27 protein-coding genes are annotated in these 22689 nt (G+C 67.1%); 25 read left to right on the top strand and 2 right to left on the bottom strand.

The features are described from left to right. The first annotated feature begins 6 nt into the window (after positions 1-6). The 25 genes from ACZ2G3_RS06735 to cysE all read left to right on the top strand — a co-directional run bounded on the left by ACZ2G3_RS06735 (position 7) and on the right by cysE (position 21188). Positions 7-996, top strand: coding sequence for a diacylglycerol/lipid kinase family protein (locus ACZ2G3_RS06735; protein WP_470398545.1), 990 nt, complete (start codon positions 7-9; stop codon positions 994-996). A gap of 3 nt (positions 997-999) precedes the next feature. Next, positions 1000-1791, top strand: coding sequence for a metallophosphoesterase family protein (locus ACZ2G3_RS06740; RefSeq protein ID WP_470398547.1), 792 nt, complete (start codon positions 1000-1002; stop codon positions 1789-1791). A 188-nt stretch (positions 1792-1979) separates the two neighbouring features. After that, positions 1980-3659: a 30S ribosomal protein S1 gene (rpsA, locus tag ACZ2G3_RS06745; protein ID WP_419267525.1), complete on the top strand. Its 1680-nt coding sequence runs from the start codon at positions 1980-1982 to the stop codon at positions 3657-3659. Between the two features lie 240 nt (positions 3660-3899). Next, on the top strand, positions 3900-4184 hold the full coding sequence (gene ihfB / locus ACZ2G3_RS06750; RefSeq protein ID WP_111297998.1) for an integration host factor subunit beta: 285 nt from the start codon (positions 3900-3902) through the stop codon (positions 4182-4184). Positions 4185-4238: 54 nt separating this feature from the next. Further along, a complete protein-coding gene (locus ACZ2G3_RS06755; protein WP_470398550.1) occupies positions 4239-4646 on the top strand; it encodes a LapA family protein in 408 nt (135 codons plus the stop codon). A gap of 3 nt (positions 4647-4649) precedes the next feature. Next, positions 4650-5282 (top strand): phosphoribosylanthranilate isomerase, encoded by a 633-nt coding sequence (locus ACZ2G3_RS06760; protein ID WP_470398552.1) that lies wholly within the window; start codon positions 4650-4652, stop codon positions 5280-5282. 267 nt (positions 5283-5549) lie between these two features. Beyond that, a complete protein-coding gene (locus ACZ2G3_RS06765; protein ID WP_419267528.1) occupies positions 5550-5957 on the top strand; it encodes a permease in 408 nt (135 codons plus the stop codon). Between the two features lie 34 nt (positions 5958-5991). Next, positions 5992-7254 (top strand): DNA-packaging protein, encoded by a 1263-nt coding sequence (locus ACZ2G3_RS06770; RefSeq protein WP_470399077.1) that lies wholly within the window; start codon positions 5992-5994, stop codon positions 7252-7254. Positions 7255-7366: 112 nt separating this feature from the next. After that, positions 7367-8551 carry a phage portal protein gene (locus ACZ2G3_RS06775; RefSeq protein WP_470398554.1) on the top strand — a complete coding sequence of 395 codons (1185 nt, stop codon included), beginning with the start codon at positions 7367-7369 and terminating at the stop codon, positions 8549-8551. Between the two features lie 3 nt (positions 8552-8554). Next, positions 8555-8785, top strand: coding sequence for a GTA head formation protein, RCAP_rcc01685 family (locus ACZ2G3_RS06780; protein WP_419267530.1), 231 nt, complete (start codon positions 8555-8557; stop codon positions 8783-8785). Between the two features lie 3 nt (positions 8786-8788). Beyond that, on the top strand, positions 8789-9319 hold the full coding sequence (locus ACZ2G3_RS06785; protein ID WP_470398557.1) for an HK97 family phage prohead protease: 531 nt from the start codon (positions 8789-8791) through the stop codon (positions 9317-9319). A 103-nt stretch (positions 9320-9422) separates the two neighbouring features. After that, positions 9423-10586, top strand: a complete 1164-nt coding sequence (locus ACZ2G3_RS06790) for a phage major capsid protein (protein ID WP_470398559.1) — start codon at positions 9423-9425, stop codon at positions 10584-10586. 191 nt (positions 10587-10777) lie between these two features. Continuing rightward, on the top strand, positions 10778-11392 hold the full coding sequence (locus tag ACZ2G3_RS06795) for a head-tail connector protein (RefSeq protein ID WP_470398561.1): 615 nt from the start codon (positions 10778-10780) through the stop codon (positions 11390-11392). Further along, positions 11392-11730: a head-tail adaptor protein gene (locus ACZ2G3_RS06800; RefSeq protein WP_470398563.1), complete on the top strand. Its 339-nt coding sequence runs from the start codon at positions 11392-11394 to the stop codon at positions 11728-11730. The genes ACZ2G3_RS06795 and ACZ2G3_RS06800 overlap by 1 nt, the downstream gene beginning before the upstream one ends. After that, positions 11727-12146 (top strand): DUF3168 domain-containing protein, encoded by a 420-nt coding sequence (locus tag ACZ2G3_RS06805; RefSeq protein WP_470398565.1) that lies wholly within the window; start codon positions 11727-11729, stop codon positions 12144-12146. Before ACZ2G3_RS06800 ends, ACZ2G3_RS06805 begins: the two co-directional genes overlap by 4 nt. Before the next feature lie 12 nt (positions 12147-12158). Continuing rightward, on the top strand, positions 12159-12572 hold the full coding sequence (locus ACZ2G3_RS06810; RefSeq protein ID WP_419267536.1) for a phage major tail protein, TP901-1 family: 414 nt from the start codon (positions 12159-12161) through the stop codon (positions 12570-12572). A gap of 11 nt (positions 12573-12583) precedes the next feature. Beyond that, positions 12584-12886 carry a gene transfer agent family protein gene (locus tag ACZ2G3_RS06815; RefSeq protein WP_470398568.1) on the top strand — a complete coding sequence of 101 codons (303 nt, stop codon included), beginning with the start codon at positions 12584-12586 and terminating at the stop codon, positions 12884-12886. Next, complete coding sequence (locus ACZ2G3_RS06820; RefSeq protein ID WP_470398570.1) at positions 12883-13113, top strand: rcc01693 family protein; 231 nt, start codon at positions 12883-12885, stop codon at positions 13111-13113. The genes ACZ2G3_RS06815 and ACZ2G3_RS06820 overlap by 4 nt, the downstream gene beginning before the upstream one ends. A gap of 4 nt (positions 13114-13117) precedes the next feature. Continuing rightward, positions 13118-13780, top strand: coding sequence for a phage tail tape measure protein (locus ACZ2G3_RS06825; RefSeq protein WP_470398572.1), 663 nt, complete (start codon positions 13118-13120; stop codon positions 13778-13780). A gap of 13 nt (positions 13781-13793) precedes the next feature. Next, positions 13794-14426, top strand: a complete 633-nt coding sequence (locus tag ACZ2G3_RS06830; RefSeq protein ID WP_470398574.1) for a phage distal tail protein, Rcc01695 family — start codon at positions 13794-13796, stop codon at positions 14424-14426. Continuing rightward, a complete protein-coding gene (locus tag ACZ2G3_RS06835) occupies positions 14423-15256 on the top strand; it encodes a DUF2163 domain-containing protein (protein ID WP_470398576.1) in 834 nt (277 codons plus the stop codon). The genes ACZ2G3_RS06830 and ACZ2G3_RS06835 overlap by 4 nt, the downstream gene beginning before the upstream one ends. Beyond that, on the top strand, positions 15249-15677 hold the full coding sequence (locus ACZ2G3_RS06840) for a C40 family peptidase (protein ID WP_470398577.1): 429 nt from the start codon (positions 15249-15251) through the stop codon (positions 15675-15677). Before ACZ2G3_RS06835 ends, ACZ2G3_RS06840 begins: the two co-directional genes overlap by 8 nt. A gap of 24 nt (positions 15678-15701) precedes the next feature. After that, entirely contained in the window at positions 15702-19583 is a 3882-nt protein-coding gene (locus tag ACZ2G3_RS06845; protein WP_470398579.1) for a baseplate multidomain protein megatron, read from the top strand. Beyond that, the gene (locus ACZ2G3_RS06850) at positions 19573-20283 is read left to right on the top strand and encodes a DUF2793 domain-containing protein (RefSeq protein ID WP_470398581.1); all 711 of its coding nucleotides are present in this window, start codon (positions 19573-19575) and stop codon (positions 20281-20283) included. Before ACZ2G3_RS06845 ends, ACZ2G3_RS06850 begins: the two co-directional genes overlap by 11 nt. 77 nt (positions 20284-20360) lie before the next feature. Further along, on the top strand, positions 20361-21188 hold the full coding sequence (gene cysE, locus ACZ2G3_RS06855) for a serine O-acetyltransferase (RefSeq protein WP_419267545.1): 828 nt from the start codon (positions 20361-20363) through the stop codon (positions 21186-21188). 1 nt (position 21189) lies between these two features. Here cysE and ACZ2G3_RS06860 read toward each other — a convergent pair whose 3' ends face one another. Both ACZ2G3_RS06860 and ACZ2G3_RS06865 read right to left on the bottom strand, forming a co-directional pair. Then, entirely contained in the window at positions 21190-22248 is a 1059-nt protein-coding gene (locus ACZ2G3_RS06860) for a quinone-dependent dihydroorotate dehydrogenase (RefSeq protein WP_470398583.1), read from the bottom strand. Further along, entirely contained in the window at positions 22245-22580 is a 336-nt protein-coding gene (locus ACZ2G3_RS06865) for a DUF952 domain-containing protein (protein ID WP_470398585.1), read from the bottom strand. The genes ACZ2G3_RS06860 and ACZ2G3_RS06865 overlap by 4 nt, the downstream gene beginning before the upstream one ends. Positions 22581-22689 lie beyond the last annotated feature (109 nt).

Raw genomic sequence — 22689 nt, forward strand, 5'->3', positions numbered from 1 at the left:
CGGAACATGAGCCAGACAGCCGGGGGCAGGCAACTTACCATGCAGGACCAGACCGACGGATTCGACCTTGGCCGCGCCAAGGTCTGCGTCATCATGAATCGTGGCTCGGGCCGCAAGAAGCACCGGGCGCTGGTTCGCATGCTGGAGGAACGGCTGGCGCCGGCCTGCGGGTCCTATCAGCTGCGGCAGAGCCGCAAGGGCAGCGACCTTCCGCGCCTGGCCCGGCAGGTTGCGCATGAGGGTTTCAATCTGGTCATCGCGGCGGGCGGGGACGGCACGCAATCGGCGGTGGCGGGCGCGCTGGCCGGCACGCAGACGGTCATGGGCGTGCTGCCGGGCGGCACCTTCAACTATTTCGCCCGCGACCTGGGCGTCGGCGAGACCATCGAGGATGCGCTGGACACGATCCTGGACGCCAGGGTCGCGCCGGTCGATCTGGGTGATGCCAACGGGCTGATCTTTCTCAACAACATCAGCCTGGGCGCTTATCCGCATATCCTGAAGACGCGCGAGGGGATCTATCGCCGCTGGGGCCGGTCGCGGGTGGCGGCCTATTGGTCCGTGCTGGTGGCGCTGCGCCGGCTGCGGCGGCCCATGCAGCTGGTGGCGCGGGCGGAGGGCGAGACGCGCCGTTATACCAGCGCGCTGGTTTTCGTGGCCCGCAGCGCCTATCAGCTGGAAAGCTTTGGGCTGGAGGGGGCGGACGAAATCCGCGACGGGCAGTTCGCCGTGCTGATCGCCAAGGCGCGCCAGCCGCTGCCGCTGATCCGGTCGGCCATCCGGCTGGCCTTTGGGCACAGTGCTAAGGATGACGATTTCGACCTGATCCTGACGGATGATCTGCAGATCGACACGCCCAAGCGTCGGCAGCTGGTCGCCCATGACGGGGAAAAGACCGTGCTGACCAGCCCGTTCCATCTGCAGGTGCGCCGTGGGGCCTTGCGGGTCCTGCTGCCGGCGGACGGGATCAGCAAGACTGCCGGCGTCGAGGACTGAGGCTTGACGCGGATCCTGCACCTGACCGACCTGCATTTCGGGTTTCACCGCGAAACGCTGGTCCAGCCGTTGCTTGACCGGATCGCGGACCTGCATCCGGACCTGGTCGTGGTGACGGGGGACCTGACCCATCGTGCGCTGGAGGTGCAGATGGCCCAAGCCCGCGACTTTCTGGACCGGATCGAGGTGCCGCTGATGCTGATGCCCGGCAACCACGACGTACCGCTGTGGAACCCCCTGGCGCGGATGTTCTGGCCCTTTGCGGGGTTCCGGCGGTATTTCGGGCCGTCGCTGACGCCCATCGGGCGCAGCGGCGACGTCCGGGTCCTGTCGATCAATAGCGCCGATCCCTATGTCTGGCAGCGCGGCAAGATCCGCAGCGGCGAGATCGGCCGCATCATCGGCGGGATCGATCCTCTGGGCACGAACATCGTGGCGCTGCACCACCCCCTGCAGCAGCTGCCGCGCGTGGACAAGGCCCTGGCGCGGCGGGCCTCCGAGGCGCTTTACCGGCTGGAGGCGGCGGGGGTGCAGGTCGTGCTGTCGGGGCACCTGCATCGCTGGGCGCTGGACGACCTGCTGGAGACGGGGCGCCATCCGCGCGTGCTGCAGATCCAGACCGGGACCGGGCTTTGTGCCCGGGTCACCGACCGCTGGAACGAGTTCGTGCTGCTGGAGATCGATGGTCCCCGGCTGGAGGTGCAGCGGCACCGGGCGCCGATGGAGGCCGAAGGTTTTGAAGATCCGGAAATCGGGGTCTTCAGCCGGGCCACGGGGGTTTGGGCGCGCGTTTAGACGTTGAGTTTCGGTGCCATCGGCGTTAAAGGGAGGCCAGTCAATCGGGCGACATGGCCAGAACAGGCCGCTTTTCGACGGGTCGGGCGCTTTGCCTCGACCCTTTGTCGTTGCCCCGGGGGACATCATAAAGACCGGCGGAGCCAACCGTCAGGCCGGAAAACAGACACAAAGGAAACTGAACACGCATGTGCGCTAAAGCGACCATGGAGGAATTCGAAGCCCTCCTGAACGAAAGCTTCGAGATCGATACCCCGGACGAAGGTTCGGTTGTCAAGGGCCGCGTCATCGCCATCGAGGCGGGCCAGGCCATCATCGACGTCGGCTACAAGATGGAAGGCCGCGTCGATCTGAAAGAATTCGCAAATCCCGGCGAAGAAGCCAGCATCAAGGTCGGCGACGAAGTCGAGGTCTATCTGGACCGCGTCGAGAACGCCCGTGGCGAGGCCAGCATTAGCCGCGAGAAGGCCCGCCGCGAGGAAGCCTGGGATCGCCTGGAGCGTGCCTATGCCGATGAAGAGCGCGTCGAAGGCGCCATCTTCGGTCGCGTCAAGGGTGGCTTCACGGTCGATCTGGGCGGTGCCGTCGCCTTCCTGCCGGGCAGCCAGGTCGATGTGCGCCCCGTGCGCGATGCCGGTCCGCTGATGGGTCTGAAGCAGCCGTTCCAGATCCTGAAGATGGACCGCCGCCGCGGCAACATCGTCGTGTCGCGCCGCGCCATCCTGGAAGAAAGCCGCGCCGAACAGCGCGCCGAAGTCATCGCCAACCTGACCGAGGGTCAGACGGTGAATGGCGTGGTCAAGAACATCACCGAATACGGTGCCTTCGTTGACCTGGGCGGCGTCGACGGCCTGCTGCACGTCACCGACATGGCCTGGCGCCGCGTCAACCACCCGTCCGAAATCCTTGCCATTGGCGAGTCGGTCCTGGTCCAGGTGATCAAGATCAACAAGGACAGCCACCGCATCAGCCTGGGCATGAAGCAGCTGCAGGCCGATCCGTGGGATACGGTTGCCGACAAGTTCCCGATCGAATCGGTCCACCAGGGCCGCGTGACCAACATCACCGATTACGGCGCCTTCGTGGAGCTGGAAGCCGGTGTCGAGGGCCTGGTCCACGTGTCGGAAATGAGCTGGACCAAGAAGAACGTCCATCCGGGCAAGATCGTGTCGACCTCGCAGGAAGTCGACGTGATGGTTCTGGAGATCGACGAGGCCAAGCGCCGCGTCAGCCTGGGCCTGAAGCAGACCATGCGCAACCCGTGGGAAGTGTTCGCCGAAACGCATCCGTCGGGCACCGTCATCGAGGGCGAAGTCAAGAACATCACCGAGTTCGGTCTGTTCGTGGGCCTGGAAGGCGACATCGACGGCATGGTTCACCTGTCGGACATCAGCTGGGATGCCCGCGGCGAAGATGCGATCCAGGATTTCCGCAAGGGCGACGTCGTCAAGGCGGTCGTTCAGGACGTGGACGTCGAGAAGGAACGCATCAGCCTGTCGATCAAGGCGCTGGAAAACGAGCACATGGCCGAAGCCGTTGACGGCGTGAAGCGTGGGTCGATCGTCACCGCCGAGGTCACCGCGATCGAGGAAGGCGGCATCGAGGTCGAGTACAACGGCGTCAAGTCCTTCATCCGCCGTTCGGATCTGGCCCGTGACCGTCAGGACCAGCGCCCCGAGCGCTTCCAGGTCGGCGACAAGGTCGATGCCCGCGTGACCAACGTGGACACCAAGACCCGCCGTCTGGGCCTGTCGATCAAGGCCCGCGAGATTGCCGAGGAAAAGGAAGCGATCGACCAGTACGGAAGCTCGGATTCGGGCGCCTCGCTGGGCGACATCCTGGGTGCGGCGCTGAACCGCAACGGCTGATCCGTCGCAAGACCGCTGACCTTGCCCGCCCCGGTCCATCCGGGGCGGGCTTTTTATTGCCGAACAGGGGCTTGGGCTTTCGCATCCGGCTTGCGCGGATTGGGCAAAGCTGGCAACGCTATGAAACCAGTGACTTCTGTCGGGCGTTGTCGGATTCTAAGGGGCGGTGCGAGGCTGTCCTGCCTGTCGATCCGGCTGGGCCGCAACGGCGGGAAAGACCCGGCCATTTTGGGGGAAAGCATGATCCGCTCCGAACTGATCCAGATGATCTCCGATGAGAATCCCCATCTTTTTCGGAGGGATGTCGAGCGCATCGTGAATACCGTCTTTGAAGAGATCATCGACGCGATGGCGCGTGGCGATCGGGTCGAACTGCGCGGCTTTGGCGCGTTTTCGGTCAAGAAGCGGGATTCGCGGACGGGTCGCAACCCCCGCACCGGCGAGGCGGTCGAGGTGGACGAGAAGCATGTGCCCTTCTTCAAGACCGGCAAGCTGCTTCGTGACCGGTTGAACGGCGACGCCTGAAATGTGTAATAGGCGGCGCCCGCCCGTGGCCCGTGCAAGTCGAGGAACTGTCCCATGCGCTTCATCCGTCTGATCTTTGTCGCGCTTCTGGCGCTGGTGCTGGTGGCCGTGGCCCTGGCGAACCGCGAGATGGTCACCCTGTCGGCCTTTCCGGCGAATTTCGGCCAGTATCTGGGCGGGACTTGGTCGATCGCCCTGCCGCTGTTCCTGGTGATCTTTGTGGCCTTCGCGCTGGGGATGCTGGCCGGGCTGGTCTGGGAATGGCTTCGCGAGGCCCATATCCGGCGCGAGGCCCGCTATCGCGGTGCCGAAGTCGCGCGGCTGCAGGGCGAGGTGGGTCACCTGCGCGATCGTCATGCCGCGCCGCAGGACGAGGTGCTGGCGATCCTGGATGCGCCGACGACGCCCTCTGCCACCACGGTCGTTCCGCCCTCGCGGGCGCAACTGCCGGCGGTTCGCTGAGGCGTGGCGGACGTCAAGATCTGCGGGCTGCGCGAGCCGGCCCATGTTGTCGCTGCTGCCGAAGCCGGAGCGCGGTTCGTGGGTTTCGTGTTCTATCCGAAGTCTCCCCGTGCGGTGACGGTGTCGGAGGCCGCAGCCTTGGCGCAGGCCGTTCCGGTGGGGGTCGCGCGGGTGGGGCTGTTCGTCGATCCCGATGATGCGCTGCTGGCCGAGGTCCTGGCGGAGGTGCCGCTGGACGTGATCCAGCTGCACGGGCACGAGACGCCGGAGCGGGTGGCCGAAGTCAAGGCGCTGACGGGGCTGCCGGTCATGAAGGCGGTGGGGATTTCGGGCGCCGAGGATCTGCCGTTGCTGACCGAGCATGGGCTGGTGGCGGATATGTTGCTGGTCGATGCGAAGGCTCCGAAAGGGGCGGATCTGCCGGGGGGCAACGGGCTGGCCTTTGACTGGCGCCTGCTGGTCGGGCGGCGCTGGTTGCGACCTTGGATGCTGGCGGGCGGGCTGACGCCCGGGAACGTCGCCGAAGCCGTGCGCCTGACAGGGGCGCCGATGGTGGACGTCAGTTCGGGCGTGGAATCGGCGCCGGGATGCAAGGATGTGGGGTTGATCGGTACATTTGTTGCGGCGGCGCGTTGAGTCGTTGCGCGGTGTAAGGCGTGGGGTTCGGCGTTTCCGGAGCGGGTGTTGCGTTGCGTGCGCAGAGGGTGTTGCGGAGGTAACTAATTGGGCGGGAACGGATTTCGGTTCCGCAACTGCAACCTGAAGTTTAGTCGTTGACTTGCGGAACGGTCCAAGGTAGAACTTGGACATGCTGGGAGAAATGGGCAAGCGGCCGGGGGAAACCTTGGGCCGCTTTTTCGTTTCTTGGCTCGTGCGGACAGGACACGAGGCGGGGCAGATTGCATGAACGATATGGATTGGGGCGGGGTCGGGAATCCCGAAGGGCCTTTCGTGGCCGGAACCTTGCCTGACACGGCGGGGATCCAGCTGCCCGGGATTGGGGCGGAGGAGGACGAGATCGACGTCCTGCGCTGGCTGTTCTGGGACTATGTGAAGGACCTGAGGGGGCACCAGGCCGAGCTTGAGACGGTCAAGGCGGGGGAGGTGGACCCGGCGCGGCTGAAGAAGGCCATGGACACCGCAAAGACCGTCCGCGAGGCGGTCCAGCTGCTGATGGCGGAAAGGAACAAGGTTGACAAACTTCGCAAGGATATCGCGGGCGGGGTCGGAGGAGGCAGCCTCGACCTTGACGCCGCACGAGACGAGATCGGGCGCCGCCTGGCTTGCCTCCGCCGCGCCGCAGGAGGTTGAGGCGTTCCTGGGCGGGCTGTCGGAAAACGCGCTGATGAGCCTGCCCTGGCTGTTCGAGTTCTGGGCGCTGCCCCACCAGTTGCCCCCCGAGGGCGACTGGAAGTCCTGGGTGATCATGGGCGGGCGCGGCGCGGGCAAGACCCGCGCCGGGTCGGAATGGGTGCGGCGGATGGTCGAGGGGCCGACCGCCGTCGCTCCCGGTAGATGTCATCGCGTGGCCTTGGTCGGAGAGACCTTTGACCAGGTGCGCGAGGTGATGGTGTTTGGCGAAAGCGGCATCCTGGCCTGTTCGCCCCCAGACCGGCGGCCGGTCTGGGAGGCGGGGCGGCGGCGTCTGGTCTGGGCCAATGGCGCGACCGCGACGGTCTATTCGGCGCATGAGCCGGAAGCGTTGCGCGGGCCGCAGTTCGATGCGGCCTGGGTGGATGAGTTGGCCAAGTGGAAGAAGGCCGAGGATGTCTGGGACATGCTGCAATTCGCGCTGCGGCTGGGGGAGCATCCCCAGCAGGTGGTGACGACGACGCCGCGCAATGTCGGCGTATTGAAGCGCATCCTGGGCAATGCCAGCACGGTGGTGACCCATGCCCCGACGGATGCCAACCGCGCCTATCTGGCCGAGAGCTTTCTAGCCGAGGTCGAGACCCGCTATGGTGGGACGCGGCTGGGGCGGCAGGAGCTGGACGGCGTGCTGCTGGACGATGTCGAGGGTGCGCTGTGGACGACGGCCATGCTGGAGGAGGCGCGGATCGAGACGCCGCCAAAGCTGGACCGGATCGTCGTTTCGGTGGATCCGGCCGTGACGGGGGGCCGCGCGAGCGACGAATGCGGCATCATCGTGGCGGGTGTCGTCACGCAGGGCGAGCCGAAGGACTGGCGCGCCTATGTGCTGGAGGATGCCAGCATGCGCGGCAGCCCGTCTGACTGGGCGCGGGCAGCGATCGCGGCGATGGACCGGCACGGGGCCGAGAAGCTGGTGGCGGAGGTGAACCAAGGCGGCGATCTGGTCGAGAGCGTGATCCGGCAGATCGATCCCCTGGTGCCGTTCCGGGCGCTGAGGGCGTCGCGGGGCAAGGGGTTGCGGGCCGAACCGGTGGCCGCGCTTTACGAGCAGGGGCGGATCAAGCACCTGCGCGGGGGATCCCTGGGGGCGCTGGAGGACCAGATGTGCCAGATGACGGTGCGCGGTTTTGAGGGTCGGGGCAGTCCCGACCGTCTGGACGCGATGGTCTGGGCGATCCACGAGCTGATGATCGAGCCGGCCAGCGGCTGGCGGCGGCCGCAGATGCGGCGGCTTTGACCGGGTTCCGGGGGCGTCTGGCGCCGCCCGGGTCGCGAGGGACATTTTCATGAGGACAAAGGGCCGCCCTGTCGGGGCGGCCCTTTCGCATGGATGAGGCATGGAGGCGAGCATGGCGTTTCGATTGTTTTCGCGGGAGGAGAAATCCGCCCCCGCGCCGGAGAGGAAGGCCAGCGCGACGGGCCGGGTGGTGGCCTTTGCCAGCGGATCGGGGCGGCCGGTCTGGACGGCGCGGGACACCGGCAGCCTGACCCGCGGCGGCTTTGTGGGCAACCCGATCGGCTTTCGTTCGGTCAAGCTGATCGCGGAGGCGGCCGCGGCCGTGCCGCTGATCTGCGCCGACCGCGAGCGCCGCTATGAGATGCACCCGCTGCTGGACCTGCTGCGGCGGCCCAATCCGGGGCAGGGCCGCGCCGAGCTGTTCGAGGCGCTGTTCGGGCAGATCCTGCTGTCGGGCAACGGCTATCTGGAGGCGGTGGGCCTGGACCCGGCGGGCCTGCCGGAGGAGCTGCATGTGCTGCGGTCTGACCGCATGAGCGTGGTGCCGGGCGCGGATGGTTGGCCCGTCGCCTATGAATACGCGGTGGGGGGGCGCAAGCACCGCTTTGACATGACCGGCAGCCCCGACCCGATCTGCCACATCAAGAGCTTTCACCCGCAGGATGACCATTATGGTCTGTCGCCGATGCAGGCGGCAGCGGTGGCCCTGGATGTCCACAACAGCGCCTCGGCCTGGTCCAAGGCGCTGCTGGACAACGCGGCCCGGCCCAGCGGGGCGATCGTCTACAAGGGGATGGACGGGCAGGGCACGCTGAGCGCGGAGCAGTATGACCGGCTGGTGGGCGAGATCGAGATGAACCACCAGGGCGCACGGAATGCCGGGCGGCCCATGCTGCTGGAGGGCGGGCTGGACTGGCGTCCGATGGGGTTCAGCCCTTCGGACATGGAGTTCCACGAGACCAAGCTGTCTGCGGCGCGCGAGATCGCGCTGGCCTTTGGCGTGCCGCCCATGCTGCTGGGGATCCCGGGGGATGCGACCTATGCCAATTACGCCGAGGCGCACCGGGCTTTTTACCGGCTGACGGTGCTGCCGCTGGTCGCGCGGGTGGCGGCCTCGGTCGCGTGGTGGCTGTCGGAGCATCTGGGGGCCGAGGTCGAGCTGCGCCCCGACCCCGACCAGGTGCCCGCCCTGGCCGAGGAGCGCAACCAGCAATGGGCACGGATCGCGTCGGCGGCTTTCCTGACGGATGCCGAGAAGCGCGGCCTGCTGGGGCTGCCGCCGCTGGACGGGGCCTGAGCCATGGAAGGGTCGCGTTTCGTCAAGGACGGGCTGTGGCACGACCAGCGCCTGGAGGCGCAGGAGCGGATCATGGCGCTGCAATTCGGCCAGGTCGAGAAGCGGCTTGAGCGGATCGAGGCCCTGATCGAGGGCCTGGAGCGGCGGTTGTGGATGACGGTCTATGGCGTCGTGGCCGTGATCCTGACCCAGGCCGTGCAGGGGATATTGGAATATGCGCCAAAAGGAGGCTGAGGGATGGTTCCGGGGCTTGAGGTGAAATTTGCGGGCGGGGCGCCGGCCCTGTCCGACGGCCAGGTGATCGAGGGCTATGCCAGCCTGTTCGGGCTGACCGACCAGGGAGGCGATGCGGTGCTGCCGGGGGCGTTCGCCGCGTCGCTGGAGCGGCTGGCGGCCAAGGGCGACAAGGTGCGGATGCTGTGGCAGCACGACCCGACCCGGCCCATCGGCGTCTGGGACGAGATCCGCGAGGACCGGACGGGTCTGTGGGTCAAGGGGCGGCTTTTGCCCGAGGTGGCGCAGGCGCGCGAGGCGGCCGCGCTGATCCAGGCCGGGGCCATCGACGGGCTGTCGATCGGCTATCGCACGATCCGCGCCGAGCGCGACCAGAAGGGCCGCCGCGCCCTGGCAGAGGTGGAACTGTGGGAGGTGTCGCTGGTGACGTTCCCGATGCTTCCCCAGGCCAAGGTCGACCGCAAGGAGGCGGACAAGCTGCACGAGATGGCGGCGCTGTTCGCGCAGGCGACGCAGGCCCTGCGGGGCGCATGAGTTTCCGGACCGGGTGCGCCCGGTCCGTCAAGGCGTTCGGACCGGCCCGAGGGCGGTCCGGCAACAGGGGCGCGGCCCCGTTCATCGCGACGAGGAGAAGACCATGACCGAGGTGAAGGCCGCGGGCGGCGGGGACATGTCCGCCGATCTGAAAGGGGCCATGATGGGGTTCGTCAGCGAACTCCGGGGTTTCCGTGAAGACATCCAATCCAAGCTCAATGCACAGGAAGAGCGTATGACCATGATCGACCGCAAGACCGCCCTGCGTGGCCGTGCCCCTTTGTCCGCCGCCGCCGAGACCGGGGCGCCGCATCAGAAGGCCTTTGACGCCTATCTGCGCAGCGGTGACGACGACGCGCTGCGCAGCCTGGTGATCGAGGAGAAGGCGCTGTCGGTCGTCAGCGACGGCGGCTTCCTGGCGGCGCCCAAGGTGGCAGAGACGGTGCAGAACACGCTGTTCTCGACCACCTCGCTGCGCCGGATGGCCAATGTGGTCGCGATCGAGGGCAGCGTCTATGAGGTGCTGGTCGAGCGGGGCGAGACCGGCAGCGGCTGGGCCACCGAGGCGACCACGGTCGAGTCGGCGAACTCGCAGCTGGACCGCATCGCGATCCCGGTTCACGAGCTGTCGGCGATGCCAAAGGCCAGCCAGCGCCTGCTGGACGACGCGGCCTTTGACGTCGAAGGCTGGCTGGCCGAGCGGATTGCGGACCGCTTCGCCCGCGCCGAAGCCTTTGCCTTTATCCGGGGTGACGGCGTGGACAAGCCGCGGGGCATCCTGTCCTATCCGACCGCTGCGGACGGGACCACGACGGCGGGGCAGGTCGGCTTTGTCGGCACCGGCGTCTCGGGCAACTTCCCGACGGCTGCGCCGATGGATTGCCTGATCGACCTGATCTATGCGCTGGGGGCGCAGTATCGCGCCAACGCGGCCTTCCTGATGAACTCAAAGACCGCCGCGCGGGTGCGCAAGATGAAGGATGCCGATGGCCGCTTCCTGTGGAGCGATCCGCTGACGGTGGGCCAGGTGCCGCAGCTGCTGGGTTATCCGGTCGTCATCAGCGAGGACATGCCGGACGTCGCGGCCAGCGCATTTGCAGTGGCCTTTGGTGACTTCCGTTCGGCCTATACCATCGTCGAGCGCCCCGATCTGCGCGTGCTGCGCGATCCGTTCAGCGCCAAGCCGCATGTGCTGTTCTATGCCACCAAGCGGGTCGGCGGCGGCGTCACCGACTTCCGCGCCGTCAAGCTGCTGCGCTTCGCCTGATCCCGCCCGGGATGAGGTGAAGGGAAGGGCGCGCTTTGATGTCGGCCATGCCGGCTTAGCAACTGTCCGCGCGCGCTGATGGCTGGCGTGCGGGCGCGCCCTTTTCCCTGGACTGGCACGGCAGGCAGGGCCCCATGAGGGGGCCCTGCCCCTGATGGAACATGCGGACGGCAGGACGGGAGGTTCGCGAGATGATGCTGATAGAGGAGACGGCGCCTGCGGCGGAGGCGCTGCCGGTGGCCGCCCTGCGCGGGCACTTGCGTCTGGCCCAGGGCTTTGGCGGACCGGAGGATGTTGCCGAGACCGCGGCGCTGGCGGGCTTTCTTCGTGCCGCGATTGCCACGATCGAGGGCCGGACCGGCAAGGTCCTGCTGAAGCGGCGGTTCCAGATGCAGCTGGATGATTGGCGCGACCGGTTGGGCCAGTCGCTGCCGCTGGCGCCGGTGCATGCGGTTGAAGCGATCCGGATCGACGATGGATCCGGAACGGTCACGTCGCTTTCGCCGGAGGCGTGGCGGCTGGTTCCCGACGGGCAGCGGCCGGTGATCCTGCCCACCGGGGTGGTGCTGCCGCATGTGCCGCGCCGGGGCAGCGTGACGATCACCTTCGTTGCGGGATTTGCCGATGCCTGGGCTGGCGTTCCGGCGGACCTAGCGCAGGCGGTCATCCTGCTGGCGGCCCGCTATTACGACGACCGGAGCCATGATGGAGGGCAGCACGCGCTGCCGTTCGGGGTCAGCGCGCTGATCGAGAGGTGGCGCGCCGTACGCACCCTGGCCGGGCGCGGCAGCCGGGAGGATCGCTGATGCCGGTTCCGGACCTGAATCTGCGTTTGGCGCTAGAGACGCCGGACCGGGTGGATGACGGCATGGGCGGTCACCGGCTGGTCTGGCGGCAGCTGGGCTGGCTGTGGGCGGGGCTGGAAGCGCGGTCGGCCCGCGAAAAGGGCAGCGGACCCGGCATGATCAGCGTGGTGCAGTGGAAGATCTTGGTGCGCGCGGCGGCGGTGGGCGATCCGCGTCGTCCGCGGCCGGGCCAGCGCTTGCGCCTGGATCAGCGGCTTTTCCTGATCGAAGCGGTTGCCGAGGCCGATCCGCGGGGCCGTTTCCTGGACTGTTTTGCACGCGAGGAGCTGGGGGCATGAGCTATCGGGCAGGGGCAGCGTTGCAGGCTGCCGTCTATCAACAGCTGCGTGCGGATGCCGTGCTGGCCGCCCTGGTGGGCGACGCGATCTTTGACGCGATGCCGGTCGATGTGCCGAGCGGCATCCACGTGGCGCTGGGACCCGAGGAGGTCCGGGACGCCAGCGATGGCACGGGGCAGGGATCGCGCCACGATTTCGTCGTGTCGGTGATGTCGGGAACCGACGAGGGAGCGGGCTTTGGTGCGGTCAAGGCCGCCGCGGCCGCAGTGGCGGAGGCGCTGGAGCGGGAGGGGCTGATGCTGGCGAGGGGCCGGCTTGCCGGCCTGTGGTTCCTGCGCGCGTCAGCGCGACGGATGCAGAACGGGGCTGCGCGACAGGTCGACCTGATCTTTCGCGCCCGTATCGACCTGAACTGAGGAGAGTCAAAAATGGCAGTGCAAAGCGGACGGGATCTTTTGATCAGAATGGACATGACCGGGAACGGCACGTTCGACACGGTGGCCGGGCTGCGCGCCTCGCGCCTGTCGTTCAACGCCGACACGGTCGATGTGACCAGCTTGGAGAGCGAGGGCGGTTGGCGCGAGTTGCTGGGCGGTGCGGGCGTGCGCAGCGCCTCGATCGCGGGGTCGGGGGTCTTTCGCGACGCGGCCAGCGACGGGCGCGCGCGGCAGGTCTTTTTCGACGGGGAGGTGCCCCGGTTCCAGGTCATCATCCCGTCCTTTGGGCGTGTCGAGGGACCGTTCCAGATCACGTCGCTGGAGTATTCGGGCACCCATGACGGCGAAGCCACTTATGAGATCGCGCTGGCCTCGGCCGGCGCGCTGACATTCGTGGCCCTGTGATGGTGAACCCGATGCGGGGGGAAGTGGAACTGGTTCTGGATGGCCGGCCCCATAGGGCACGCCTGACGCTGGGGGCGTTGGCGGAGCTGGAGACCGAACTGGACGAGGCAGGCCTGACCGGCCTGGCCCGGCGCCTGGAAGAAGGTCGGTTCAGCAGCAGGGACATTCTGTCGGTCCTGGTGGCCGGGCTGCGCGGCGCCGGCTGGTCCGGCAATGCCGCCGACCTGATGTCGGTCCAGATCGAGGGCGGGCCACTGGAAGCGGCGCGCACCGCGGCGCGGCTGCTGACCCTGGCATTCCGGGGTGCCGCATGAGCGAGGCGACCGGGCTGGACTGGCCTGGGCTGATGCGGGCCGGGCTGCGAGAACTGCGGCTGCATCCGGACCAGTTCTGGGCGCTGACACCGGCAGAGCTGGCCCTGATGCTTGGCCTGGACCAAGCCCGGCCCGGAATGACCCGCGCGCGGCTGGAAGAATTGGCCGCCCGCTATGCCGATCTGCCCGGCTTTCCGGGACCGGGTTGCCAAGAGACAGAGGATTGATCAGATGGCGATACGAGACGGCTCTGGTCCCGTGCTGGACCTGCTGGAGGATGAACCGGGGCCCGGCGGCCGGATGACAGGCGAGTTTCAGGCCGAGCTTGGGCGCCTGCGGCAGTCGATGGCTCTGACGGCCCGTGAGGTGGGCACGCTGTCCTCGGGGTTGGAGCGTGGCCTCGGGCGCGCCATCGACGGGTTGGTCCTGGACGGGGGCAAGCTGTCCGATGCCCTGAAGGACATCGGCAGGTCGTTGGCGGACACGGTGTACGGCATGGCCATGAAGCCCGTCGAGAATGCCTTGGCGGGAACGCTTGCGAGCGGGGTTGCCGGGCTGTTCGGCGGCGGGCTTTTGGGGCAGGGTGTGACGCCTTTTGCCAAAGGCGGGGTCTTTTCGCAGGGACGGGCTGTCGGGGGAGGCATTGTGTCCGGTCCCACGAGCTTTCCCATGCGGGGCGGTGCCGGCCTGATGGGCGAGGCGGGCCCGGAGGCGATCATGCCCCTGCGCCGCGGTCCCGACGGCAAGCTGGGCGTTGCCGCCGCAGGAGGCGGGGGCGGCGTGCATGTCACGTTCAACATCCAGACGCCGGACGTGGCCGGGTTCCAGCGCAGCCAGTCGCAGATCGCGGCGCAGATGTCGCGGGTGCTGGCCCGCGGCGAGCGCAACAACTGAGAGGAGCGGCCCCATGGCCTTTCACGAGGTGAGATTTCCTGCCAAGCTGTCCTTTGGCGCGATCGGCGGGCCCGAGCGTCGGACCGAGATCGTCACGATGGCCAGCGGTTTCGAGGAGCGGAACACGCCCTGGATCCATTCCCGGCGCCGATTCGATGCCGGAATGGGGCTGCGGTCGCTGGATGACCTGTCCGCGGTTGTCGCCTTCTTCGAGGCGCGGTCGGGCCAGCTGCACGGCTTCCGCTGGAAGGACTGGTCGGACCACAAAAGCTGCGCCCCGTCCGCAGCACCCCGGTTCGGGGACCAGGTCATCGCGATCGGTGACGGACAGACGCGCAGCTATGCCCTGACCAAGGCGTATCGATCGGGCGCCAATGTCTATCAGCGGCCCATCACCAAGCCGGTGCGCAATTCGGTTCGTGCGGGTATCGGCGGCAATGAGGTGTTCTTTGACATCAACTATACCGTGGATCACGTGCTGGGCCGCATCACCTTCAACGAGGCACCGGATGTGGGGGCGGAGGTGACCGTCGGATATGAATTCGACGTTCCGGTGCGCTTTGACACCGACAGGATTGCCGTTTCGATATCGTCGTTCCAAGCAGGCCAGGTGCCCGACATTCCGGTGGTTGAGGTGCGCGTATGACCACGACCACGATTGCGCGCGCCTGGTCGGTACGTCGGGCCGACGGGCTGACCATCGGCTTTACCGATCACGATCGCGCCTTGAGCTTCGAGGGTGTCACCTTTCGGCCTGACCGCGGCCTCACGGCGAAGGCTCTGGTCCAGGCAACCGGTCTGTCGGTGGACAATTCCGAGGCCACCGGTGCCCTGAGCGACGATGCCATCACCGAACGCGACCTGATGGCCGGTCGGTGGGACAATGCACAGCTGCGCATGTGGGAGGTGGACTGGGCGGACGCCGCGCGCCGCAGGTTGGTGTTCCGCGGCACGCTGGGTGAGGTTGCACGTGCGAATGGCGCCTTTCGTGCCGAGCTGCGCGGGCTGTCCGAACAGCTGAATGCGCCCCAGGGAAGGGTCTATCACCGCAGGTGCAGTTCGCGCCTGGGCGACGCAACCTGCAAAGTGGACCTGACGGCACCCGGATTGTCGGTCCAGCGCCAGGTCGAGGGTCTGGACGAGGGACGGATCCTGACCTTCACGAACTTTCCGCCCTTCGCCGCCAACTGGTTCGAGCAGGGGCGGATCGAGGTGCTGTCTGGAGGCGCCGAAGGGCTGCATGGCATGATCAAGAACGACACCGCCTTTCCCGGGGGACGCAGGGTGATCGAGCTTTGGTCGGCACTTGGCATCCTACCCATGCCGGGCGATCAGGTCCGGCTGACGGCCGGATGCGACAAGGCCGCCGCGACCTGCCGGTTGAAGTTCGCAAATTTCCTGAACTTCCGCGGCTTTCCCCATCTGCCCTCGGAGGATTGGCTGATGGCGCCGCAGGTGGGGGTGCGCCATGGATGAGCGCGTGGTCGACGCAGCGCGGGGATGGCTGGGGACGCCTTATGTGCACCAAGCCAGCAGCAAGGGCTCGGGTGCCGACTGTCTGGGCCTGATCCGCGGCGTCTGGCGCGAGATCTTTGGCAACGAACCTGAGGCCCCGCCCGCCTATACGGCGGACTGGGCGGAATGTGGCAGCCAGGAGCTGTTGCTGGCCGCTGCGACCCGTCACCTGATGCCGGTGGCGGCGGATGAGCTCTGGGCGCCTGGACAGGTGCTACTGTTCCGGATGCGCCCGGCGGCCATTGCCAAGCATCTGGGCGTCTTGTCGGCCGCCGGAGCAGAGCCGCGGTTTTTGCATGCCTATACCTACCACGGTGTCATCGAGAGCCCGCTGACGCCGCCCTGGCGGTCCCGGATCGTCGCGCGGTTCCGATTTCCCTGACCATCTTGAACAAAGGAGGCCAGCATGGCCACGATAGTCCTGTCTGCGGTCGGTGCATCGCTGGGAGCGGGGTTTGGCGGCGCGGTGCTGGGCCTGTCCGGTGCCGTGCTGGGACGCGCGGCAGGTGCCGTCATCGGACGGGCGATCGACCAGCGCCTGCTGGGAGGAGGCGCCAAGGCAGTCGAGACCGGCCGCATCGACCGTCTGCGCATCCAGACTGCCGGAGAAGGCATCGCCATCCCCCGCGTCTGGGGGCAGATGCGGATGCCTGGTCACGTCATCTGGACGTCGCCCCTGGAAGAGGTCAGCCGCACCGAAGGCGGGGGCAGCGGGAAGGGCGCCCCGAAGCCGCGCGTGACCCAGATCAGTTACCGCATCTCGGTCGCGCTGGCGCTGTGCGAAGGCCGCATCCTGAGCGTCGGCCGGGTCTGGGCCGATGGGGAGGAGATTGCCGCCGATGACCTGAACATGCGCGTCTATCGCGGCGGCGCGACCCAGATGCCGGACCCGATCATTGCGGCCCATGAGGGGGATGAGGCGCCGGCCTATCGCGGCACCGCCTATGTCGTGCTGGAAAACCTCGGCCTGGAGCGGTGGGGCAACCGCATGCCCCAGTTGAGTTTCGAGGTGACCTGTCCCGCCCGTGACGGGTCCGGCCTGTCGCGCGATGTGCGCGCTGTGGCGCTGATCCCGGGGACGGGCGAATACTCGCTGGCCACGACGCCGGTGCACCATGCCGACGATCTGGGCGAAGTGCGCAGTTTCAACGTGAACACGCCCATGGGCGGCACGGATTTCAGCGCCTCGCTGGATGTGCTGGGGCGGGAATTGCCGAACGTGGGTTCGGTTTCGCTGGTCGTCTCGTGGTTTGGCAGCGATCTGCGGATCGGCAATTGCCAAGTCAGGCCGAAGGTCGAGTTCAAGGCGGCTGATGGTGACGAGATGCCGTGGCGTGCCGGCGGCATCACCCGCTCGCAGGCTGAGGAAGTGGCGCGGGCCGAGAGACGGCCCATCTATGGCGGCACGCCTTCGGACCGATCGGTCATCGAGGGGCTGCGCGCGCTGTCGGCTTCGGGTCGGAAGGCGATCTTCTATCCGTTCATCCTGATGGAGCAACTGGCCGGGAACCGTCTGCCCGACCCTTACGGCGCAACGGAGCAGGCCGCCATGCCCTGGCGCGGGCGGATCACCACCTCTGTCGCGCCGCGTCGGCTTGGAACCACCGATGGCACAACCAGCGCTGTTGAACAGGTGGCGGCCTTTTTTGGAACGGCGCAGCCTGATCACTTTGCCCGCAGCGGGGATCAGGTGTCCTATCATGGGCCGAGCGAGTGGTCCTATCGCCGCTTTATCCTGCATTACGCACATCTTTGTGCCGCGGCGGGCGGGATCGACGCCTTCCTGATCGGGTCCGAGATGGTGGCGATGACCCAGATCCGGGGGCCGTCGAACACATATCCTGCCGTCGCGGCGCTGCGGCAGCTGGCGGCGGACGTTCGGGCGATCCTGGGGCCAAGCGTCAAGATCGGCTATGCGGCGGATTGGTCAGAATATTTCGGCCATCATCCGGGTGGAGGTGCGCTGTTCTTCCACCTCGATCCGCTGTGGGCGGATCGCAATATCGATTTCATCGGCATCGACAACTACATGCCGCTGTCCGACTGGCGGGACGGCGACAGCCACCTGGACGCGTATTGGGGGCGGATCGACAACATCGACTACCTCAAGTCGAACATCGCCGGCGGCGAGGGCTTTGACTGGTACTACGCCAGCGACGCGGACCGGGATGCCCAGGTCCGCAGTCCGATCACGGACGGGACTTATGATGAGGCATGGGTCTGGCGCTACAAGGACCTGAAAAGCTGGTGGCAGAATCAGCACTTCAACCGGCCGGGCGGCGTCCGACAGCGCGAGGCGACGGCCTGGGTGCCCGGATCTAAGCCGATATGGTTCACAGAGATCGGCTGTGCCGCGCTGGACAAGGCGACGAACCAGCCCAACAAGTTCCTGGACGCGATGAGTTCCGAGAGCATGCTGCCGCATTACTCGAACGGAACCCGGAACGATGCGATCCAGGCGGCATATATCGAAGCGTCGATGGACTTCTGGCGGGACCCGGAAAACAACCCTCGCAACGCCGATGGAAGGGCGATGCTGGACACGGACCGTGCCCATGTCTGGTGCTGGGACGAGCGGCCCTATCCGGCCTTCCCGGGTCGCAGCGACCTTTGGTCGGACGGTCCGGCCTGGGATCGCGGTCACTGGCTGAACGGCCGTGCCGGGGCAGTGACCCTGCGTGCGGTGGTGCGCGACATCTGTCGTGCGTCCGGGGTGACTGCGGTGGATGTATCGGGCCTTTCCGGCGTCGTCCGGGGATATGCCCTGGGCGGGACCGAATCGGGGCGCGCGGCCTTGCAGCCCTTGATGCTGGCACATGGTTTCGATGCCGTGGAGCGTGCGGGCGTGCTGAAATTCGTGGCGCGGGATGGGGTGGTCAAGGCGCAGATCACGCCCGACGATCTGGCTGTGGCCGGAGAATTGAGCGGGTTCGAGACGATCCGCCAGGTCGAGGCGGCCAATGTCGGGCGCCTGCGGCTGAGCCACGTGGAGGCGGGTGGCGACTACGGTGTGGCCACCGCAGAGTCGAGCCTGGCCGACGAGACCTGTCATGCCGTCTCGGACACCGAATTCGCGATGGTCCTGACGCGTGCCGAGGGTCGTGCGGTCGCCGATCGGTGGATCACCGAGGCCGAGGTGGCGCGGGACAGCGCGCGGTTCGTCCTGCCCCCCTCGCGCAAGGCTCTGGGGCCGGGGGACGTGATCCTGTCGCAGATGCCGGGGCAGGAGACCCGTCGCTGGCGCATCGACCGGGTGGAGCGTGCAGGCGCCATCACCGTTGATGCCGTCCGCGTGGATCCCGGCCTCTATTCGCCGCGGCTGAGCCATCACGAGCAGGGCGGCATCCGCCGCTATTCGCCGCCGCTGCCGGTCCGGCCGGTGTTTCTGGACCTGCCGCTGCTGCGGGGCGACGAGGTGCCGCATGCACCCTACCTGGCTGTCGCGGCGAATCCTTGGCCGGGCACCGTGGCCGCCTATGTCTCGGCCGAGGCAGAAGGGGGGTTCGACCTGAACCTGCTTGTCGAGCGCCGCGCCTTGATCGGGCGTACCCTGACGCCACTGGCGCGGGCGCAGCCGGGCGTGATCGACCGTGGCGCGCCCCTGAGGTTGCGGCTGCCGAACGACGGCCTCCGGTCGGTCACCACGCGGGCGCTGCTGTCCGGCGCCAATGCACTGGCGATCGGGGATGGGTCGATCGACCGCTGGGAGGTCATGCAGTTCGCCACGGCGGAACTGGTGGCCCCCAACGTATGGGAGATCAGCCAGCGGCTGCGGGGACAGGCGGGCAGCGACGCGTTGATGCCCGACAGCTGGCCTGCCGGCAGCCTGGTCGTTCTGCTTGATGGGGGCGCACGTCAGGTGGACCTGCCGCCATCCGCGCGGGGGCAGGAGCGGTTCTGGCGGATCGGCCCGGCCTCTCGGTCGCCTGACGATGCCAGCTATCGCAGCCGAACGACCGAGGCGCCGGGGATCGGGCTGCGCCCTTATACGCCCTGCCATCTGCGGATGAACGGGCGCGAGATCACCTGGATCAGGCGCAGCAGGATCGACAGCGACGGCTGGGACGGACCCGACATTCCCCTGGGCGAGGGCAGCGAGCGCTACCTGCTGCGGCTGAGCAGCAACGGACGTCTGCTTGTTGAAGCCGAGGTCGGCCAGCCGTCCTATTCCATCACGCAGACCATCTTGTCGCAGATGCCGTCCGGACCGGTAACGGTCCAGGTGGCCCAGTTGTCCCAAAGCTTCGGGCGTGGCCCGTTTGCAAGGAGAGAGTTCAATGCCCAGTGAAACGATGCGCCTGCAGATGTCCCTGCTGCAGCCGGCGCAGGCGCAGAAGCATGTGACGGTGAACGAGGCCCTGATGCGGCTGGACGGCCTGGTGAACATGGTTCTTCAGAGCGTCTCGGTGGCGACGCCGCCAGAGACGGTTCTGAACGGTCAGTGCTGGGGCGTTCCTTCTGCGCCCCACGGTGCCTGGAGCGGGCAGGCGGGCGCCATTGCAGTGGGTTCGAACGGCGGTTGGGTCTTTGTGCCCGCTGCGGCCGGGATGCGCGCTTTCATCGCTGACCGGGGGGCCGAAGCCATCCATGACGGGGCGTCCTGGGTGACGGGCGCGCTGACCTTGGGAGCGTCCGGTTCTGGCCTGGTGGCGGGACTGGCCGAAGGTGAGGTGGTGGTGGCTTCCGGCACGAGCGTGAGCAGCACCGTCCTGATCCCGGCCGGAGCGATGGTGATCGGCGCCGCTGCGCGCGTGACCGAGGATATCACAGGCTCAGCGACGGGATGGAGGCTGGGAACGGCCGGCGCGCTGGTCCGCTTTGGTCAGGGCTTGGGGAAACCGCGCGGTTCGTGGTCGCGTGGGATCCTTGGCAGCCCGATGACATATTACCAGCCCGCGCCGCTGGTCGTTACCGCCGAAGGCGGCACCTTTGCCGGCGGTCGCATCCGGTTGGCGGTCCATTGGCTGGAACTGCGCCTGCCGGTGTGACGACATTTGGCCCGCCCGGGTTTTCCCATGACGATTTCTGGGTTATGAGAGAGATCTGAGCGATCGGGCGGGCCAAGATGAACATGCTGCATGCCAAGAAAAAACCTCTGTCACTGAACCGGGACACCATCTGGGCCCAGCTTTGTGACGAAGCGCGTGCGGCCGTGGCCGGCGAGCCGCTGCTGGGTGCGCTGATCCATGCCGGTCTTCTGCATCATCACAGTCTGGAGGCGGCGCTTGCGTTCAGGTTTTCGCTGAAGCTTGCCTCCGGCGAGATGAGTGAGCAGATCCTGCGGGAGATCGCCGATCAGGCCTATGCCAGCACCCCGGAACTGGGCGATGCCGCACGGGCAGATCTGATGGCGGTCTATGACCGTGACCCAGCGACCCACCGGCTGTTGCAGCCGGTGCTGTTCTTCAAGGGCTTTCAGGCGCTGCAGGCCTATCGCATGGCCCATTGGCTGTGGCAGCAGGAACGTCGCGACCTTGCGTATTTCGTGCAGATGCGCTGCTCGGAGTGCTTTGGCGTCGATATTCATCCCGCGGCCCGGATCGGCACGGGGGTGATGATAGATCATGCCCATTCGATTGTCATCGGCGAGACGGCGACGGTCGGCAACGATGTGTCGATGCTGCATTCCGTGACCTTGGGCGGGACCGGCAAGGAAGACGGAGATCGTCACCCGAAGATCGGAAACGGGGTGCTGATCGGTGCCGGTGCCAAGGTGCTTGGTAACATCCATATCGGGCACCATTCGCGCATCGCGGCCGGTTCGGTCGTGCTGCAGGAGGTACCCCCCTGCAAGACCGTCGCAGGCGTTCCGGCGCGGGTGATCGGGGATGCAGGCTGTCCCGAACCTTCGCACAGCATGAACCAGCTTCTTGGCGCAGGGGACAGCGCCTGACCTAGATCCAGTCGCCGGCGCCGCTGCCCGTCAGTTCCGCCAAGGTGATCCTGTCGCGCGCCAAGCGATCATCCAATGCCTGGGCCAGTCGCGGTGCCAGGGAAAGCCCCTGGTAGATCATCGCTGAGTAGACCTGAACTGCGCTTGCCCCGGCGCGCAGCTTTTCCCACACGTCGTCCGGACTGGAGATGCCGCCCACGCCGATCAGGGGAATGCGGCCTGCCGTTTCCTGGTGCAGCAGCGCCAGGATGCGGGTCGAGCGTCGAAAGAGCGGCCCGCCGGAGAGGCCGCCCGCCTCCTGTGCATGCGGTCCATTGATGCCGTCGCGCGACAGGGTGGTGTTTGTGGCGATGATCCCGTCCAGGCCTGCATTCTGCACGACCGATGCAACCTGGGCGACCTCGGCATCCCGCAGGTCGGGTGCGATCTTGACGAAGACCGGGATGCGCCGCGTCAGGCTGTCGCGCGTCGCCAGCACCCTGTCCAGCAAGGCGGCCAGCGCCTCTGCACCCTGCAGGTCGCGCAGCTTTTCGGTGTTGGGCGACGAGACGTTGACCGTCACGAAATCGGCAGATGTTCCCGCGACCCGCAAGACCTGGGCAAAGTCTTCTGCCCGGTCGGTGCTGTCCTTGTTCGCGCCAAGGTTAAGTCCCACCGGCACGCCTGCGGGACGCGCGGCAAGCCGTGCGCCGATGACCTCGGCCCCTTCGTTGTTGAAGCCGAAGCGGTTGATGATCGCCTGTTGGTCCGTCAGTCGGAACAGCCTCGGCTTTGGGTTTCCAGGCTGAGGGCGAGGCGTGGCGGCCCCGATTTCGACAAAGCCGAAACCTGACTTCATCAGAGGCGCGATCACCTTGCCGTTCTTGTCATAGCCTGCCGCCAAGCCGATCGGGTTCGGCAGGCTGATTCCGGCCAGGTCAAGACGCAGCCTGTCCGATGTCACCGCGCCGCCGTGCAGGGGCGCCAGCCCGCGCTGCAAGGCGCGGATCGACAGGTCGTGCGCGACCTCGGGGTCGATCCGGTGCAGGGCCGCGAGCCCGATTTTCTCGATGACGTTCATTGCAGCGCTCCGGTATCATGGCCGTGGGGCGTCAGCGGGATCGGGCGTGACCACAGCACTTCGTTCATCCCAAGCGGGCGGTAGAGGTGCGGGAAGAGTGCGCCGCCGCGCGAGGGCTCCCACCGCAGGTCCGGGGCAAGGGCGCCCACGTCGCAGGCCAGCAGCATCAGGCCGTCTTCTTCCGTGAAGTGCTTGCGCAACGTGACATCCAGTTGTTCGGCGGTCGAGAAGTGGATGTAGCCGTCGGCCAGATCTACGGGCGCGCCGGCGGTGGCGCCGTCCCGTTGCATCAAGGCCCATTCAGGCGCGCGGAGGACTTTGTAGATCAGCATGGCGCATTTGCCGCAGCCCCGGGTATGGGGTCAAGACGTCATCGCAATGCCATGAACTCGTGCCACATCCCTTTGGCAGCGGTTTGACCACAAGACAGCGCTGCGCCAA

The organism is Paracoccus sp. KKT209, assembly GCF_055635455.1.

Bases quoted from the DNA above. Each gene is read 5' to 3' on its own strand.
- ACZ2G3_RS06735 (WP_470398545.1), top strand. From the start codon at position 7: ATGAGCCAGACAGCCGGGGGCAGGCAACTTACCATGCAGGACCAGACC.
- rpsA (WP_419267525.1), top strand. From the start codon at position 1,980: ATGTGCGCTAAAGCGACCATGGAGGAATTCGAAGCCCTCCTGAACGAA.
- ihfB (WP_111297998.1), top strand. From the start codon at position 3,900: ATGATCCGCTCCGAACTGATCCAGATGATCTCCGATGAGAATCCCCAT.
- ACZ2G3_RS06755 (WP_470398550.1), top strand. From the start codon at position 4,239: ATGCGCTTCATCCGTCTGATCTTTGTCGCGCTTCTGGCGCTGGTGCTG.
- ACZ2G3_RS06765 (WP_419267528.1), top strand. From the start codon at position 5,550: ATGAACGATATGGATTGGGGCGGGGTCGGGAATCCCGAAGGGCCTTTC.
- ACZ2G3_RS06770 (WP_470399077.1), top strand. From the start codon at position 5,992: ATGAGCCTGCCCTGGCTGTTCGAGTTCTGGGCGCTGCCCCACCAGTTG.
- ACZ2G3_RS06775 (WP_470398554.1), top strand. From the start codon at position 7,367: ATGGCGTTTCGATTGTTTTCGCGGGAGGAGAAATCCGCCCCCGCGCCG.
- ACZ2G3_RS06780 (WP_419267530.1), top strand. From the start codon at position 8,555: ATGGAAGGGTCGCGTTTCGTCAAGGACGGGCTGTGGCACGACCAGCGC.
- ACZ2G3_RS06785 (WP_470398557.1), top strand. From the start codon at position 8,789: ATGGTTCCGGGGCTTGAGGTGAAATTTGCGGGCGGGGCGCCGGCCCTG.
- ACZ2G3_RS06790 (WP_470398559.1), top strand. From the start codon at position 9,423: ATGACCGAGGTGAAGGCCGCGGGCGGCGGGGACATGTCCGCCGATCTG.
- ACZ2G3_RS06795 (WP_470398561.1), top strand. From the start codon at position 10,778: ATGATGCTGATAGAGGAGACGGCGCCTGCGGCGGAGGCGCTGCCGGTG.
- ACZ2G3_RS06800 (WP_470398563.1), top strand. From the start codon at position 11,392: ATGCCGGTTCCGGACCTGAATCTGCGTTTGGCGCTAGAGACGCCGGAC.
- ACZ2G3_RS06805 (WP_470398565.1), top strand. From the start codon at position 11,727: ATGAGCTATCGGGCAGGGGCAGCGTTGCAGGCTGCCGTCTATCAACAG.
- ACZ2G3_RS06810 (WP_419267536.1), top strand. From the start codon at position 12,159: ATGGCAGTGCAAAGCGGACGGGATCTTTTGATCAGAATGGACATGACC.
- ACZ2G3_RS06815 (WP_470398568.1), top strand. From the start codon at position 12,584: ATGCGGGGGGAAGTGGAACTGGTTCTGGATGGCCGGCCCCATAGGGCA.
- ACZ2G3_RS06820 (WP_470398570.1), top strand. From the start codon at position 12,883: ATGAGCGAGGCGACCGGGCTGGACTGGCCTGGGCTGATGCGGGCCGGG.
- ACZ2G3_RS06825 (WP_470398572.1), top strand. From the start codon at position 13,118: ATGGCGATACGAGACGGCTCTGGTCCCGTGCTGGACCTGCTGGAGGAT.
- ACZ2G3_RS06830 (WP_470398574.1), top strand. From the start codon at position 13,794: ATGGCCTTTCACGAGGTGAGATTTCCTGCCAAGCTGTCCTTTGGCGCG.
- ACZ2G3_RS06835 (WP_470398576.1), top strand. From the start codon at position 14,423: ATGACCACGACCACGATTGCGCGCGCCTGGTCGGTACGTCGGGCCGAC.
- ACZ2G3_RS06840 (WP_470398577.1), top strand. From the start codon at position 15,249: ATGGATGAGCGCGTGGTCGACGCAGCGCGGGGATGGCTGGGGACGCCT.
- ACZ2G3_RS06845 (WP_470398579.1), top strand. From the start codon at position 15,702: ATGGCCACGATAGTCCTGTCTGCGGTCGGTGCATCGCTGGGAGCGGGG.
- ACZ2G3_RS06850 (WP_470398581.1), top strand. From the start codon at position 19,573: ATGCCCAGTGAAACGATGCGCCTGCAGATGTCCCTGCTGCAGCCGGCG.
- cysE (WP_419267545.1), top strand. From the start codon at position 20,361: ATGAACATGCTGCATGCCAAGAAAAAACCTCTGTCACTGAACCGGGAC.
- ACZ2G3_RS06860 (WP_470398583.1), bottom strand. From the start codon at position 22,248: ATGAACGTCATCGAGAAAATCGGGCTCGCGGCCCTGCACCGGATCGAC.
- ACZ2G3_RS06865 (WP_470398585.1), bottom strand. From the start codon at position 22,580: ATGCTGATCTACAAAGTCCTCCGCGCGCCTGAATGGGCCTTGATGCAA.